Annotated in this window: 17 protein-coding genes; 4 read left to right on the forward strand and 13 right to left on the reverse strand. The window is 47.0% G+C overall.

Annotation, left to right across the window (positions count from 1 at the left end):
• The first annotated feature begins 73 nt into the window (after nucleotides 1-73).
• Nucleotides 74-385 carry a hypothetical protein gene (locus AC0YN0_RS22770; RefSeq protein ID WP_475823313.1) on the forward strand — a complete coding sequence of 104 codons (312 nt, stop codon included), beginning with the start codon at nucleotides 74-76 and terminating at the stop codon, nucleotides 383-385.
• A gap of 15 nt (nucleotides 386-400) precedes the next feature.
• On the opposite strand, the gene AC0YN0_RS22775 is transcribed toward AC0YN0_RS22770, so the two are convergent.
• The 7 genes from AC0YN0_RS22775 to AC0YN0_RS22805 form a co-directional block, all read right to left on the reverse strand.
• Nucleotides 401-1,369, reverse strand: coding sequence for a phosphotransferase family protein (locus AC0YN0_RS22775; RefSeq protein WP_475823314.1), 969 nt, complete (start codon nucleotides 1,367-1,369; stop codon nucleotides 401-403).
• A 186-nt stretch (nucleotides 1,370-1,555) separates the two neighbouring features.
• Nucleotides 1,556-1,864, reverse strand: a complete 309-nt coding sequence (locus tag AC0YN0_RS22780; protein WP_475823315.1) for a DUF6509 family protein — start codon at nucleotides 1,862-1,864, stop codon at nucleotides 1,556-1,558.
• 95 nt (nucleotides 1,865-1,959) lie between these two features.
• Complete coding sequence (locus tag AC0YN0_RS22785; RefSeq protein WP_475823316.1) at nucleotides 1,960-2,892, reverse strand: manganese-dependent inorganic pyrophosphatase; 933 nt, start codon at nucleotides 2,890-2,892, stop codon at nucleotides 1,960-1,962.
• A gap of 184 nt (nucleotides 2,893-3,076) precedes the next feature.
• Entirely contained in the window at nucleotides 3,077-4,801 is a 1,725-nt protein-coding gene (locus AC0YN0_RS22790) for a methyl-accepting chemotaxis protein (RefSeq protein ID WP_475823317.1), read from the reverse strand.
• Nucleotides 4,802-4,964: 163 nt separating this feature from the next.
• Nucleotides 4,965-5,855, reverse strand: a complete 891-nt coding sequence (locus AC0YN0_RS22795; RefSeq protein WP_475823318.1) for a sugar phosphate isomerase/epimerase family protein — start codon at nucleotides 5,853-5,855, stop codon at nucleotides 4,965-4,967.
• Nucleotides 5,856-5,882: 27 nt separating this feature from the next.
• Entirely contained in the window at nucleotides 5,883-6,740 is an 858-nt protein-coding gene (locus AC0YN0_RS22800) for a sugar phosphate isomerase/epimerase family protein (RefSeq protein WP_475823319.1), read from the reverse strand.
• The gene (locus tag AC0YN0_RS22805; protein WP_475823320.1) at nucleotides 6,737-7,795 is read right to left on the reverse strand and encodes a Gfo/Idh/MocA family protein; all 1,059 of its coding nucleotides are present in this window, start codon (nucleotides 7,793-7,795) and stop codon (nucleotides 6,737-6,739) included. Before AC0YN0_RS22805 ends, AC0YN0_RS22800 begins: the two co-directional genes overlap by 4 nt.
• A 100-nt stretch (nucleotides 7,796-7,895) precedes the next feature.
• Here AC0YN0_RS22805 and AC0YN0_RS22810 point away from each other — a divergent pair, with 100 nt between their 5' ends.
• Both AC0YN0_RS22810 and AC0YN0_RS22815 read left to right on the forward strand, forming a co-directional pair.
• Nucleotides 7,896-8,834, forward strand: coding sequence for a helix-turn-helix domain-containing protein (locus AC0YN0_RS22810; RefSeq protein ID WP_475823321.1), 939 nt, complete (start codon nucleotides 7,896-7,898; stop codon nucleotides 8,832-8,834).
• A gap of 346 nt (nucleotides 8,835-9,180) precedes the next feature.
• Nucleotides 9,181-9,954, forward strand: coding sequence for a VWA domain-containing protein (locus tag AC0YN0_RS22815; protein ID WP_475823322.1), 774 nt, complete (start codon nucleotides 9,181-9,183; stop codon nucleotides 9,952-9,954).
• Between the two features lie 68 nt (nucleotides 9,955-10,022).
• On the opposite strand, the gene AC0YN0_RS22820 is transcribed toward AC0YN0_RS22815, so the two are convergent.
• The 5 genes from AC0YN0_RS22820 to AC0YN0_RS22840 all read right to left on the reverse strand — a co-directional run bounded on the left by AC0YN0_RS22820 (nucleotide 10,023) and on the right by AC0YN0_RS22840 (nucleotide 13,624).
• Nucleotides 10,023-10,667: a pyridoxamine 5'-phosphate oxidase family protein gene (locus AC0YN0_RS22820; protein ID WP_475823323.1), complete on the reverse strand. Its 645-nt coding sequence runs from the start codon at nucleotides 10,665-10,667 to the stop codon at nucleotides 10,023-10,025.
• Nucleotides 10,668-10,692: 25 nt separating this feature from the next.
• Complete coding sequence (locus AC0YN0_RS22825) at nucleotides 10,693-11,253, reverse strand: AAA family ATPase (protein WP_475823324.1); 561 nt, start codon at nucleotides 11,251-11,253, stop codon at nucleotides 10,693-10,695.
• 621 nt (nucleotides 11,254-11,874) lie between these two features.
• Nucleotides 11,875-12,372, reverse strand: coding sequence for a YcxB family protein (locus AC0YN0_RS22830; protein WP_475823325.1), 498 nt, complete (start codon nucleotides 12,370-12,372; stop codon nucleotides 11,875-11,877).
• Between the two features lie 55 nt (nucleotides 12,373-12,427).
• A complete protein-coding gene (locus AC0YN0_RS22835; RefSeq protein ID WP_475823326.1) occupies nucleotides 12,428-13,162 on the reverse strand; it encodes a hypothetical protein in 735 nt (244 codons plus the stop codon).
• A 69-nt stretch (nucleotides 13,163-13,231) separates the two neighbouring features.
• On the reverse strand, nucleotides 13,232-13,624 hold the full coding sequence (locus AC0YN0_RS22840) for a VOC family protein (protein WP_475823327.1): 393 nt from the start codon (nucleotides 13,622-13,624) through the stop codon (nucleotides 13,232-13,234).
• Nucleotides 13,625-13,726: 102 nt separating this feature from the next.
• Between AC0YN0_RS22840 and AC0YN0_RS22845 the strand changes: the two genes are divergently transcribed.
• The gene (locus AC0YN0_RS22845) at nucleotides 13,727-14,380 is read left to right on the forward strand and encodes a suppressor of fused domain protein (RefSeq protein ID WP_475823328.1); all 654 of its coding nucleotides are present in this window, start codon (nucleotides 13,727-13,729) and stop codon (nucleotides 14,378-14,380) included.
• Between the two features lie 108 nt (nucleotides 14,381-14,488).
• Here the strand turns inward: AC0YN0_RS22845 and AC0YN0_RS22850 are convergent, their stop codons facing one another.
• Complete coding sequence (locus AC0YN0_RS22850) at nucleotides 14,489-15,148, reverse strand: SGNH/GDSL hydrolase family protein (protein WP_475823329.1); 660 nt, start codon at nucleotides 15,146-15,148, stop codon at nucleotides 14,489-14,491.
• Nucleotides 15,149-15,190: the final 42 nt, after the last annotated feature.

Below are 15,190 nucleotides of genomic sequence, written 5' to 3' on the forward strand. Positions count from 1 at the left end.
TCTTCACGTAATGATAGCTTAATGCCATAATAAGTTAAGGAATACGACCAAACAACAAAGGGAGTCGTTTCATTTGAAAAGCAAGAAAGCTTTTATCACGCTCATTACAAGTCAAATCGTATTTATTATTTTTATGTTGCCGTGGCTGTTCATAGCCGCCATGTCGGTTATGTTGTTCGATTCGCCTGGCTCGGAGAAATTGCTGTGGCCGTGGCTGCTCTCGATCTACATCTGGATCTATCCTCTGCCGCTGCTGCTCTCCGTTGGCGGAAGCTGGGTGTTCTACCATTTTCACAAAATGAAAGCTGCCGTAATCGTTGGCCTCGTACCTCTCGTGTGGGTTCTCCCGATCATAGGTCTTATTGGGTACGCTATGCTGTCCTAAGTTCAAGCTCTACCGCTACGTTGACTTCAAAAATTGCTCCCAGCCCTGCTCGAAGTTGTTCCTCGTCCACTCCACGTGACCGTTTTCCTCATAGAGACGGTAAGCGCATTCGATTGCTAGAATGAGGTCCAAATATAGGCTGTACAGGGCTCTCCGGCTGTTCTCGGCATCCGTCAGTCCGTCCTTTCCATACCCTTTCAGGAAAGCTTCGGATAGATTGAGGCGGCCAAAGTAAACCTCCATCAGCGGGTCGCCCCATAATGCCCGTTCAAAATCGATAATACCGGTAATTCGTCCATCCTGAACGAACACATTGCCAGACCATAGATCCCAGTGGACCAGACGCGGCACGGTGACCTCATCCAAACAATCCAAGCGGGCAGCGATTTCTTGTTCGATCACCTCATAAGCGATAGGCAACGCAAATCCCGCAGCACGCCCGTCCTCCAGCACGTCCAGGATCAGCTTATGAAACGTTTCCCGCCAAGAGCGATTCTGTCTCCCGCCCTCCTGATCGTCCGCATATAAACCGAACCATTCGCCCGTCAACTCATTAATCCGCCAATTATATTGTCCAAGCTCGAACTCAATCCTATAACGCTCCACCTCAGACATGCTTTCCTTCAGCTTGTTATAAGTTGTGCCCTCCAGCTTCTCCATGACAAAAAAATCACTGCCAACAATGTCGTCATCCACGCCATAAGCTAGCACGTCAGGCACCGGGATGCCGCCAAGCTCCTTCATCCGTCTTAAGGTCTCGACTTCCGTCTTCATTAAGCCCTTCTCATAGCTCATCATCTTCACGCTTGCTAGCGGCGCAACCTTCATAATAACCGTTTTCCCGTTCGATAGCTCCATCCTGTAAGCCGTATTGGCCCAGCCGTCCGATAGCTCCTCCACTTGCAAAGTGTTAACGCCGAAGGTTCTCTCTATCAAGCGCGACAATTGTTCATTCGTTACCTTATGCTTCATTCCGTTATCCATAGCGATCTCTCTCCTGCCTCGCTCATAGTTGCGCATGGCTGCCTGCTCCGTCGTCTGCTGCTCTTACCTTAACTAGCGCTACTTGACTCATTCTCCAATGCCAGTGGGATTCCTTCCAAAAAGCACAAAAAAACGCCCCATCAGCCGCCCGAAGGCTAACGAATGAAACGTCCTCGTTATATACGCTTATTGCTTTTGCTCTTCGCCTGGATTTTCCAAGCATTCTTTGCAGTAAGCTTCCACCCATGCATGCTCGTCCTCTTCCAATTCGAAGTCGATATACGTATTGGTCGTGAGCGTCAGAAACTCGTATTTCGCAATACGCGACTGCTCGCCATCGACCACGTAAATCACGCGAAGGCTGACGCCCTCCGGCGAATACAACTCATCTTCTTCATCGATATCCAAGTCAAGCACGAACTCATAACGCTGCCCTGTCAAAATACCAAATGGATCCTTCAATAACTCCACGCTATATTCCGTTACTTCAAACATCTCATCCACTCCTAGGTGTGTCTACGATCCAAAAAAGAAAAGCAGTCCAATACTTGCGAAGCAAGCATCGGACTGTCGCTAATCATACGAAACGATTACAGGTTGCTAAGCGTTTCTGTCAGCACAGGAACGATTTGCGATTTGCGGGAAACTACGCCTTTAAGTACAGCTTTGTTATCAGCAAGCGTAACATTGTAAGCTTTCTCAACCGCACCGGCTTTGTTGCCGAGCGCAAGCGCTACGGAATCGTTGTTAAGGATGTCTGTTACGACGAACACGAACAGGTCAAGACCTTTGGACGCCATAATGTCGTTAAGAGCCGCTTCTACTTCTGCTTGTTTCGAAAGAACGTCGTTCACGTCAACCGCGTTCACTTGCGCGATCTCCACTTTGTAGCTGCCCATTGCGAATTCTTTCGCATCGAGGGAAATCAATTGCGCTACCGACTTGTCGCTCAGGTCAGCTCCGGCTTTCAACATAGCAAGACCGTATACTTGCGGGTCAACGCCTGCGATTGCCGCCAATTCGTTAGCTGCTGCAACGTCCTCGTCCGTGCAAGTCGGCGACTTGAACAACAGGGAATCCGATACGATAGCAGAAAGCATCAGCCCTGCGATTTCCTTGCGGATCGCTACGCCGTTCTCTTTATACAATTTGTTAAGGATTGTAGCTGTGCAGCCAACAGGCTCAGCGCGGAAGTAAAGCGGTGCGCTTGTCTCAAAGTTAGCGATGCGGTGGTGATCGATAACTTCTACGACACGTACTTTATCAATGTCATTCGCGCTTTGTTGGCGCTCGTTATGATCGACCAAGATAACTTCTTTCGCTTCGTCAGCCACATTCTCAACAAGACGCGGTGCTTCGATACCGAAATAGTTCAGAGCGTATTGCGTTTCGCCGTTAACTTCGCCAAGGCGAACAGCTTCAACGTCTTTACCCAATTTTGCTTTCAGTTCCGCGTAAGCGATCGCCGAAGTGATTGTGTCAGTGTCTGGGTTTTTATGCCCGAAAATAAGCGTTTTAGTCATTTCGAATACTCCTTAATCATTATATTAGGCCGGGCTGATGCCCCCATACTGAGAGGCATTACCCGACCTGATCTGCATTTAACCAACATTATACCGCTAAGTCCATCTTATTCCTATACTTATACACAGAATTATGACCGAAAAATAACAATCCAAACCCGATACGGAGGACCGATCGCCTTAATTACACCCTAAAACGTTTGTTAAGTGATGTCAATTCAGCAGATAACGCCCGCATCGATTCCGAGGATGAACGAACCTCTTCCATCGATACGATCTGGTTGCCGGAATTGTCGGCAATGCCTCCGAAATGCTGCGCCGATTGACGGGAGATGCGCTCCATCTCTTCTACGGAGGCCGCCACTTCCTGCGATTCCGCCGATACTTCCTCCGAAGCGGCGGACACTTCCTGGAGCTGCTCGTTCACCGTCTCCAGTCCGTCCACGATGAAGCGGAATGCATCGCCTGCGTCCTTCACAAGCTGAAGCCCCGTCTCGACGCGAGACGCGTTCGACTCCATATCCGACGACAGGCTTGTCGTCTGCTCAAGAATATCGCTGATCATTACCGATATCTGCGTTGCGAAATCCTGCGATTGATTCGCAAGCTTGCGCACTTGCTCGGCGACAACCGCGAAGCCCCGTCCGTTCTCTCCTGCGTGGGCAGCCTCAATCGCCGCATTCAAGGCGAGCAGGTTCGTCTGCGCCGCGATGTCGGCCATGACCGAAGTAATCTCGCCGATCTCACCCGATCGGCTCTCAAGATGCTTCGTCGCGGCAAGCATCTTCGTCGCAGACTGGTGCAGCTCATTCATCTCTTCCGTCACGTCGATGATCAATTCGCCGCCGCGCGTCGTCTGCTTCATCGTCTCGCTGGCCACGTCCGCCACGACCTGCGACGATTCCGTAATGCGAAGCATGCTGTGCGTCATGCTCTCTACAGCCTTGGTCATATCGGCGGCGCGAACAACCTGAATGTCGGCCCCGCCAGAAGCCTCATGGATGCTGGCCGAAATAAGGCGGCTTGCTTCCTCCGTGCTGCGCGCATGGCTGGATACGTCCTCCGAGACAGACAGCAGCCGCTCCGAGCTGTCTCGCATACTCTGAATGACGGTACGCGTATTCGTCACGAGCTGCTGGAAGGTGCTTGCCAAATGCCCGATCTCGTCCTTGCGATTCACAGGGATTTCTACCGTCATATCCCCTTCTCTTACTTTTGCCACATGTGAAGTCAATTGAATAAGCGGCCTTGTCAAATAGCTGGCCAGTACGACAACGAGCAAAATGCCGGCAACGATAATGCCGATCGTCACTAGGATGGTCGTCCGACGATTGTCGGCCATAAGCGCATAGACGTTCGTAGCGTCGAAGTCGGCTCCTACAATGCCGAGCATCGTACCGTCCTTCGCCAAGAGTGGCACATAAGCGGTAATCGTAGCGCCGTATTCTTCATCGTTCGTCAGTTCGCCAACCTGCGTCTTGCCTTCGGCAAACGCCTTTACCATGCCCGGATAATGGTTGTCCTCCGGCTCGCCGAGCGGCGAGAAGTCGTCCTCCACTACATCCATCGGTGCGCCATCGACGACATAATAATACGTCTTGTCTCCGTTCTCTCCCTCTGTTTGTGCAAGCGTATACAAATATTTAAGTCCGTTCGTCTCTCGAAGCGCATTCATCTTCTCGCGAAGCTCGAAATAATAATCCGTTTCGCCCGACTCGGCACTAAGGGCGGCATAGGCGTCTGGATCGACAAGACGGGCCGCACTCTCGGCCACGAGCTGCGCCTGTGCGCCTAACGAATTTTCTACTAATCCCGAAGCCGACCCATAAATCGTATAACCTAGTATTGCGCCCGCTAACACGATCAAGCTTGAGAAAAATAAGACCATTCTCGTTAATAACCGATTCAACAAAGATCCCCCGTTCTTTCTTTCATCTGTTTGACACTATTTTACAAGATTCAACGGCATTTACGCTATCGTTCTTTCCAAAAGGATATGCGCAAAAAAAAAGATACTCAATCAGCTCCTCAATTGAAAGCCGACCGAATATCTTTTTTCGAACAAAATCTGATTATCCTCTGTAGCGCTTAAGGAATTGTACAGCCTTGCTAATGTCGGCTTCCGGATTCGTGCCAACCTCTCGTTCGATCGTCAGATAGCCCTTATATCCAATGTCATGCAGCGCCTTCAAATAACCGTCCCAATTCACTCCGCCCTCGCCGAGCGGAACTTCGCGGAATGAAGAGCCCGACTCGGCCATATTCGCGATCTCTTCGTGATTGAGCTCCTTCTCGTAGCCGAATTGCCCATACACATCGCGCGGATCGATATCCCCTAGCTTTACGCCGTCCTTCGCATGCGTATGCACGATATAATCTTTAAGCGTATAGACTCCCTCTACTGGATCGTCTCCGGTCACCATGACCATGTTGGCTGGATCGAAGTTTACCGCAACGCCCCTCGAACCAAGGCTATCAAGGAACGACTTCAAATGTGCGGACGTCTCAGGACCCGTCTCAATAGCGAAGTGACTGTTCATGCTGTTGGCATATTCGCTTAGCTCTACACAAGCCTTATGCATCGTTTCGTAGATGCGGCTGTTCGTATCATCGGGTACGATGCCGATATGAGTGGTTACGATGTTCGTACCGAGCTCCAGCGCCAGCTCCATAATGCGCTTCGACTTCTCGATTTTCGCCGGATTCGCCGCCGGGTCTTGGAAGCCGTGGCCGCCAAGATCACCGACCAAAGCCGATACATCTAGGCCAAGCGAATCGATATAAGCACGCCATTCGCGTCTTGCAGCTGGAGATAGATTGGCAGGATCAAGCTCGCCCGATACGGCATACATTTGCACGCCGTCCGCTCCCACCTGCTTCGCCTTAAGCAAGCCCTCCTTAACGCCAAGCTGGAAGCTGTCGACGATAACGCCAATTTTATTCGTCATAATTGGTGCAGCCATTAAGATTCCTCCTCGCTATTCATTGGATTATTGCTCATTCCATATACGCTTCACATATTCGAAGCCAAGTCTTGTGCCAAGACGGCACTCTTCCATACCCTCGAACTCAATCGATATATAACCATCATAACCGGCTTCCTTCACTTTGCGTAGCGCCTCCGGAATATCAATATCGCCGTGACCGGAGATAGCGCCGCGCAGCCAATTGCCGCCGGATGTTCCGAACCAGCCGTCTCTCGCCGAGTATGACGCTGGACGGTAATAGAAGTCCTTCACATGCAGCATCGATGCGAGACCGATATTGCTTGCTACCGCTACAACGGGATTCTCGTCCACGCATAGGAAGTTTCCGACATCAAGCGTCGTCTTGAAGTTCGGACGGTCAACCGCTTGCACGAGCGCCTTCACGCGGTCGCTATGTTGAATGAAGTAGCCATGATTCTCCACGCTTGTTGTGATGCCGTATTGTAACGCATAGTCGGCAACTTGGCGGCAAGCTTCCGTTAGACGCGGAAGCTGCTGCAGGAAATGTCCGATCGAAGTGTCGGGCGACGAAGCGACATCATGACGCATCCGCTTCACGCCGAGGGCAGCCGCGATATCCACCTCGCGCTTCACGCGTTCCACCTCGGCCGCGAAAGCATCGTCGTCCAGATCGGCGAAGTTCGCGCCGATCGCGTAGTTGGAAAGCTCAATGCCGCGTGACTCCGCATGATTGCGGATCGTATCGACCAGCTCTGGGTTATTGGTCAGATCGAAGCCAAGAGGGACGATCTCGACATGCTCCGCTCCCAGATCGGCAACATAATCGATCACGTCCGTGACCGACATCGCACCGGAGCCCAGTGCTTGGTATAAACTGTATGTGCTAATTCCTAGCTTCATAGACGAACCTCCGCACCTTTTGCTGCGGATTCGTAGATGCCGCACAAAATTTTCATAATTTCAACGCCGTCTTCAACCGGGCTGATCGGGGTTTTACCATGCTGCACGCAATCGACGAAATGATTGATTTCATTTTGGAACGCGCTATCGAAGTTGAATCCTTTGTGATCGGTTTGCGGATAAATATTCAGGATCGTATCGTCTTTCTCCGTAACGATCACCATCTCCGGATCGATCTCAAAGCCGCCTTTGTCGCCATATAGCTTAACTGCGCCTTCATTGTCCTTCGCATGAAGCGTGAAGCTGACATCAACAAGCAGCGAAGCACCATTTTCGAAGCGGATAAGCGCATTCGCGAGATCTTCCACCGTGTTTTGCGTCGGATCATAGTCAGCCGCTTTGTAGAAGCTCAGGTTCTTCACGTTGGAGCGGTTGCCCAGCTTGCGATACGTATTGGCGCTGACAGATACAGCTTTCGGTCTGCCCATCATGTACCAGCAAAGGTCGATGACATGGACGCCGATGTCGATCAGCGGACCGCCGCCGGAGCGTTCCTTGTCAGCGAACCAGCCGCCTGGGTTGCCAAGACGTCTGATTGTTGTCGCTTTCGCGTAATACAGCTCGCCGAACTCGCCTTTATCGACCATCGAGCGCAGCAATTGCGCATTGGAGTCGTAGCGGCGGACGAAGCCGACCTGCAGCAGCTTGCCGGATGAAGCAACTGCCTCCTGAACAAGAAGCGCGTCTTCCACCGTGCGGCAGAGCGGCTTCTCAACGAGCACATGCTTGCCGGCGTTAAGCGCAGCGATGCTGATCTCAGCATGCGTGTTGTTCCACGTACAGATGCTGACCGCTTCAATCGCAGGATCGGCAAGCAGCTCGCGATAGTCCGTGTACACTTTGGAAGCGCCGTATTTGTCGGCAGCCTTCTGTGCACGCTCCTCATTCAGATCGCATACCGCGTAAAGCTCGGCGTTTGGATTATTTTGATAAGATTGAAGATGACATGATGAGATAGAGCCTGTTCCGATAACTCCAATTTTGACCGCTTTCATTGCCAATCTCTCCTCTAATTGTTGTGTAGTATGACTAGCTTATAATTTCGTATTATAATGAAAATATAGCAGTTCACCAATGCAAGTGTGTGCGGTTTTTTTGTACAATCGTGCTGCCGATATGACAGCAGGCATTATCTACATAATCATGAGGGAGTGGAATGAAACCTTGACGGATCTTTTCGAATCGCTGCGAGAGCCTATGGACATGCCGAACCCCCATTTTCCAATCAAGGTACATCGAACGACGTTCAACGAAAATGGCGAAACGCTGTTTACGAGCCATTGGCATGAGCATTTGGAGTTTCTTTATTTTGTATCCGGCGAAGCAATCATTGAATGCGGCGGGACGGCCATTCACGCTGCCGAGGGCGACCTCATCGTCGTCAATAGCAATGAACTGCACTCCGGGATCAGCATGTCTGACCATTTGTTCTACTATGCTCTCATCGCCGATGTTTCTCTGCTGCACAGCCAGTCCGTTGACGACGCCGAAACCAAGTTCATCACTCCGATGCTGCAGAACAGGCTTCTGCTGCATAACCATATCCGCGACGACAAGCTGGCATCGGCTTGCATGCTTGCGATCATCCACGAGCTTCAGCATCGCGAGTTCGGCTATGAGCTGGCGATCAAGTCCGAGCTGTACCGGCTGCTGACGCTGCTGCTGCGCAGCCATGTCGCCACGGTGCTGACCGAGAACGAATCCGACGAGCGCTTGAAGAACATCGAGCGATTCGCTCCGATCTTCAGCTACATCGATGACAATTACCAGGAAGCGCTGACCGTAGAGCAGCTCTCGGATATGGCGGGTCTCAGCCGCTATCACTTCAGCCGCTTATTCAAGGAGCTTAGCGGCAAGACGGTCACCGAATACGTGACCGCTACCCGGTTGAACCAGGCCGACCATCTGCTGCGCCATACGTCGCTTACCGTCTCCGAGATTGCGGCAGCGACCGGCTTCAGCGATATCTACTACTTCAGCCGCACGTTCAAGCGCAACAAAAAGGTGTCCCCGTCTTCGCTTCGACGCAATTAGCAGACCTAGTGTGACATAGTGAGGTTGACCTCACTATTTATGGACCCATCCTCACTATTTTCCCCTGCTTTCACGTCTAGCTCGCCTATTAGTGAGTTAAACCTCATTCGCCATGAACCTAGCTTCACGGCGAGTGAGGTTTGGCTCACTATTTTCCGCGATCAACTTATAACAGCCCCATTTAGTGAGATTAGCCTCACCAATCAGTGAACCCCCTCACTATCTGCTCCCCTACTCCAACTTCTTCTCCATTGTGTTCTGTATTTTCCATATTTGTTGCATCCCTATCATCATTTGTCCGTAGTACTGTAACGATGAACCATAATCGTTCCAAGGGAGGACACATATGAGTATCGATCTAAGGAAACGCGCAGAAGAAAGTCTGATCGACCTATCCAAGAAAGCTACCATCTCTCTTACCAAAAAAGGATTAAACGGCGTTCGCGCCCGCGTGGCGCTAGCGCTCGACATCTCAGGCTCGATGAGCGATCTGTTCCGCAAAGGCGTCGTACAGCGCACCTGCGAGCGGACGCTTGGACTAGCAATGAACTTCGACGACAATCAGGCAGCCGATGTATTCCTGTTCGGCGTTCGTGATCATGCTGCAGGCGAGATTGCCAAAAGCAATTTCTACGAGTTCGTAGACCGCGAGATCATTCGCAAGTATCCGCTAGAACCGGGCACGAACTATGCGGGCGTCATTCGCCGCATTATTGACTTCTACTTCCCGAAGGCGCTCCGCAAGAGCGGCAAGACCGGCTCCTTCTTCGGCCTCGGCGGCAAGCAGAACTACACGATCGATGCATCGGCCTATCGCAATCAGGTGCCGGTCTATGTGATCTTCGTAACGGACGGCAACTGCTTCGATGATGCCGACACCGAAGAAATGATACGACTTGCCTCCGAGCTCGGACTCTTCTTCCAATTCGTCGGCGTCGGCAACGAGAGGTTCGCGTTCCTGGACAAGCTCGACAACTTGTCCGGCCGCTTCATCGACAACGCCAACTTCTTCAGCGTCAGAAGCTTGGACCGCATGAACGACGACGAGCTGTACGACAAGCTGCTCGGTGAATTCCCTTCATGGATCAACGAGGCGCGCAGCAAACAGCTTATTCAGTAAACACAATAAACGAACAAATCCCCTTGTAGTCGACAGTCGACCGAGGGGATTTGTTTACGGTTATATTGCTAATACAAACGTTTCGTATAAGTCTCCTCTAGCGAATCCATAACTTGCTCTTCTGTAACTGCCATTTTATCTCTAACATGAGCAGCAATTATTTTTGAAGCAGAAGGCAACTCACTTGTTGGCAGCCAGCTTTCCGGTGTCCATAATCCAGAACGCTTAAAAGCTTTGGCGCAGTGCATATAACACTCTTCGATTTCAACTCCGATCCCCATTATCGGAAGCTTTCCATTCACAGCCGTTTCGCTTAGTAATGCCGGATCTCGAGTAACACAAGCTTTGCCGTTTATCCGAAAAGTCTCTTCCATACCTGGAATCATAAAGATGATCCCGATGTGGGGATTTTGTAAAATATTTTGTATGGAATCCATCCGCTTATTTCCCGGTCGTTCTGGGATGAACAGGTGTTTCTCATCAACCACATGCACAAAACCAGGCGCATCTCCTCTTGGCGAAGCATCGCATAAGCCTTCATGATTAGATGTTGCTAACACGATGAAAGAGGACTTGTTAATTAACTCTATACTATTAGAATCCAAAGCATGGATGACTTTATTAGAAGCAAGCGTACCGGGGTAACCAATCTCAGACCGCAATGATTCTAGTTCATCAATCGACGTTATTTGATTGCTAAATACGGCTTTCATTTTCTCCACCTCATTACTACATTCTTTATAATCCAAATCTCTCTACTATCATTCGAGCAACCGTTTCGGGGGTAAGATTGGTGTTATTGATTTTCATGTAATTGCGATCATCAAATTCACCCGGATGCGAGTTCAGTCTATGCAATTCCATCGTTCTTAACAAATCCTGTTCTGATCGTTCAACGTTTTGTTTAGTAGGCTTGTGCAATAAGCGATTTTCACTCTTGTTCCGTTCCAGCCTTACTTCAACGTCTGCTTCAAGCTCAACGAAACACACAGATCCGCCTTTAGATTCAAATATACGGCTCACGTTCTCAATATACTCCCAGTCAGCGGGAATATCTAAACCCCATACATATGTGAAAATCAAACCTTCCAATTCACTAGCCGCTACTTCCTTGAAAATTTCTTCTCGAAAAAGACCAACCAATCGTTTGCCAGTCTGACTCCCGTAACTGAAGAACGGCGAAACGAGCTCTATCGTCATATGATTATGAAATAATTTCAAATTTGTTCGTTTGGCCAGCTCTTGTCCTACCGTCATTTTACCAACCGCTTGTGGCCCGAATATAATCACAAGTTTCATAGTAGTAGTCCTCCTTTCAAAAATTCATAGATTCCAGCTTCTTTTTCAGAAAACCAATCATCAGATTGGATCATATAAGTCTCCTTATATCCGTTTTACATTTGTCATTTAAATAACTTCATTATGTTTCGTACATCTTGTTCCAATTCGTATAAATATTCTGAATCATATTCAAATGATCCGCTCAATAAGGTTTCATTCAACAATTTATTATTGGCAGGTCGAGTTTTCTTTATTGAGTATTTAATATAGAATTGTTTTTTATTCTCACTGATTATTGATAGCTCTAGTTCTTCAGGACTCATAGATGTTAAGTTCAATCTACCTTCCCTAGTCATTATCATTTGTTTAAGATCATCATAAAACTCCTGCAAGATATCCTTTTCTATCCATATATCTATTGATCCTCTGAACGAGTGGTCAATTACATGAACGATGAACGAAATTGAGGGATAATGATCTGTTTCTATGTCTGCAAATGCGAAATGCAACTTGAGCTCTTTCCAATAGAAAACAAAATAAAATCAAAGCCGCCAATCGATTTTCTATTGATCAACGCTCCTCATTCCCTCCTTCAATAATGGCTTACTTCACTATAATTTCTTGAGATCACTAATTCTTTCAGCGAATAATCCCAGAACGAATTTGATGGTTCATCGCGATGTGATTCCTCAAAAGAACATGTTGCTCACTATCTTTAATAGACCTCTTTGGTATGATCCAGTACTGTTTTTTATTATGAAATAATAAGTAGTAATCGTTATTCTCCCATACCTTCTCAAAGTAATTCCATTTCACTTTAGAAGCAGCTTCATCCACTCTCAACTCAATGCTCTCCAAATCAAAACTCATCTCAATTTGCTGATTAAACTTCGGGTCCTTTGCCATCTTGTTAGGTATGATTACAAGTTGGGAAACGACATTCAGGAGCATCGTTGCTAACACGCCAAATGAAATGTAAAGTAAGGTGTGGGAGTCAGACCATATCGCAATCACAAAACAGCAAATAAACAATAATAATTCTAACGACAGGATGATTCTATACTTTATTGAATTGAATAAGATTAACTTAGCAACACTGCTAAAATGATTTCCATACGTGAATTTAATACTCTCCATCCCTCTAGCTCCTTCTACATTTCAAGTTCTTTATTAACTCTCAATCAACTTATCCTTAACTACGACAGTTTGAGTTATAGTTAAGAACAATCTTCCTCGACGCTTTAAACTCTTGACGACATTCTTGAATGTAACTTTTGAAGGTATAGCCTCCAGCCTTAAGTACAGACTTATGTTGACGCCATACTACAATCAACGTTCCTTCAAATAGGAATCTATGAAATTCTCTTGATATATTTTTAAGGATTAAGATTCTATTTTTCGAAATTTGGTAAAGCGTTTCGGATTGGAATCGGACATGTTTCTCCTCATCATTTAATATTTGATTACATAAATCTATTAATATTACCGAATTTGTAGATTTTTTTAACGCTTTATAATAAACCTTCGCAATAATTTCTGCAGTTATCAAAACAATAACTGATAGTTCTAAACCTGCATACCTACGCAGCTTTCTAAAAGCATTATCCACCCAATGACTACGAATGAGTGATATTTCCTGTAATCTCATGAACCGTCCTAAATCTCTAGCATGTCGCTGCTCTTCTTTAATAAATTCTATCAGGGCATAATAGTAATCCTGATCTTGAGTTTTGAGCACATATTTTTTTGCACATTTTATTAAATACTTTCCTTCTGAATTTTCACCTAATTGAAATTGTTGAATTGACTTAGTAATTACTTCACGTTCATTTGGTGCTAATCTATAGTTATCCTCCCAATGAATATAATTGAGATTCTGATTATTGCTTAGAAAATACTGCTTCCACTTCGAAAAGATACTGTCCATGTATTCGCTCCTAATGAAGGGTTTACTCAACCCCCCTTTATTGCTCTTGTGAGATATCAGTAAAATTCCTCAATTCACAGAATTAGTAATTTGAATGACTCCCCACATGTTCCCATTTAGATCAATGAATTTAAGAACCCACCCAAATCCTTCATCTTGATAAAACGTTATTTCTACCCCAGTTTCTTTCAAATGATCATGTAATTTATGTATGTCATTGGTGCTGTAAAGCAACACAGGCATCAATTGTCCTTTGAATATAAAGTTAGCATTTGTTTCTTCCTTGGTTTCCCACAGCATCAACATAGGCCCTTCTTCCAATGTCAAAAAAGCATGATGATGTTCATCAGACCTTCCTTCTAATTGGAAGCCGAGATTCGATACATACCAATTGATAGATTCGCTTAAGTTTTTGACTGGGATTTGCATATGTTCTAACTTTGTTAGAAAAGCATCTTTCATCCTAATCACTCCTTTATACTGTTTTCTATAAAAAGGAAGGATAATCAATTAAATTGTCGAAACTTAGCATATAAGTATGATATTGAATGTGGAGGTATTCTTATGGTTCATTCTACAGAAAACTATGAAATAATGTGTAGCCATGTTGAAAAATATATCGGCCCAATCGAAGGTGTTTTTCGGGAAATCGTTTCGGATATTGTATCGATTGATATTATAGTTGTGGGACCTACCTCGAAACGGAATTATTATACACTGGTGACTTATGGGATGAGCGAATTGCCTATGACTGTTCCTGATGGAGCGGAGGAATTCCGTTATTCCGAGCTTATGATCTGCTTGCCGCCTTCTTGGAAGATATCGGACGAAGCCTTTAAAGACGAACGCAATTACTGGCCTATTCGCGCTCTCAAAACACTTGCCAGATTTCCACATGAACATGATACCTGGCTATACTTGGGGCATACACTCGCGAACGGTAATCCGATAAAACCATATAGCGAAGACTCGAAGTTTCAAGGTATGCTGCTTTCACTACCAGACGTTGAAGATAAACAAGGTTTTTTCAATTTGGATCTATCCAATGAAAAAGTCGTACACTTCTTCACCTTGATCCCAATCTACCAAGAGGAAATGGACTACAAGCTAAAACATGGTATGGAGGCTTTGTTTGGGAAGCTAATAAAAGCAGCTACGGACGATGTCGTTAATCTAAACCGCAAAAATACTTGTAAAAAAGTTTTTGGTCTCTTCTAGAACTCATTTAGACGATCACCTTTATCACAACAGCGGAAGTTATGGACGAGAATAAAAATCTCCTAACTGCCGCTGCCTTCCCATCATATAAAATTTAAGCTAACCTTCTTATAGAGTATGGTTATAGTCATAACCGATCGCCTTTAGGAAAGCACGCGCGATCACTGCATGTCCCGCCATGTTCGGATGCACGCGATCCCAAGCAAGTGTTCCCGGATAAATATGGGTTAGGACTTGGTTAAATGCCGCCTGCGTATCGACGAAATGAGCATCATACTTATCTGCGATCTTTTTGACAACCTTACCATACTGATCCATCGTGCTGCGCATCGCATCTGCCTCGTTCGGCTCGATATAGAAAGGAGTCATCAATACAAGTCCTTGCAGTTGTGATCTCGTGCTAGAGACCAATTGTTCAAGTGTGTCTTCATATTCATCGATATAGACATGCTGCTCAGTCTGCGCAGGCAGATCGTATTGACGCCAAACATCATTGATACCGATCATGATCGATAGCCAGTCCGGTTTTAAATCCAGCACGTCCGTCTGCCAACGCTCATTCAAATCACGCACCGTATTGCCGCCCGTCCCCATATTCACAACACGGATCCCAAACTCCGGATAAGCCGCCGTCAGCAGCGCATCAACAAGTGATACATAACCTTTCCCGATCGCTCCGAAAAGCCCTTCCCCACGCGGTCTAGCCCGGTCACAGTCCGTAATCGAATCTCCAATCATAACGAGCTTTGATTTTGGTTGTAATAACATCGTTATAAATGCCTCCTTTTGGTTTGCCGATTTTTTTGTCCC

The organism is Paenibacillus sp. J22P218 (assembly GCF_056269195.1).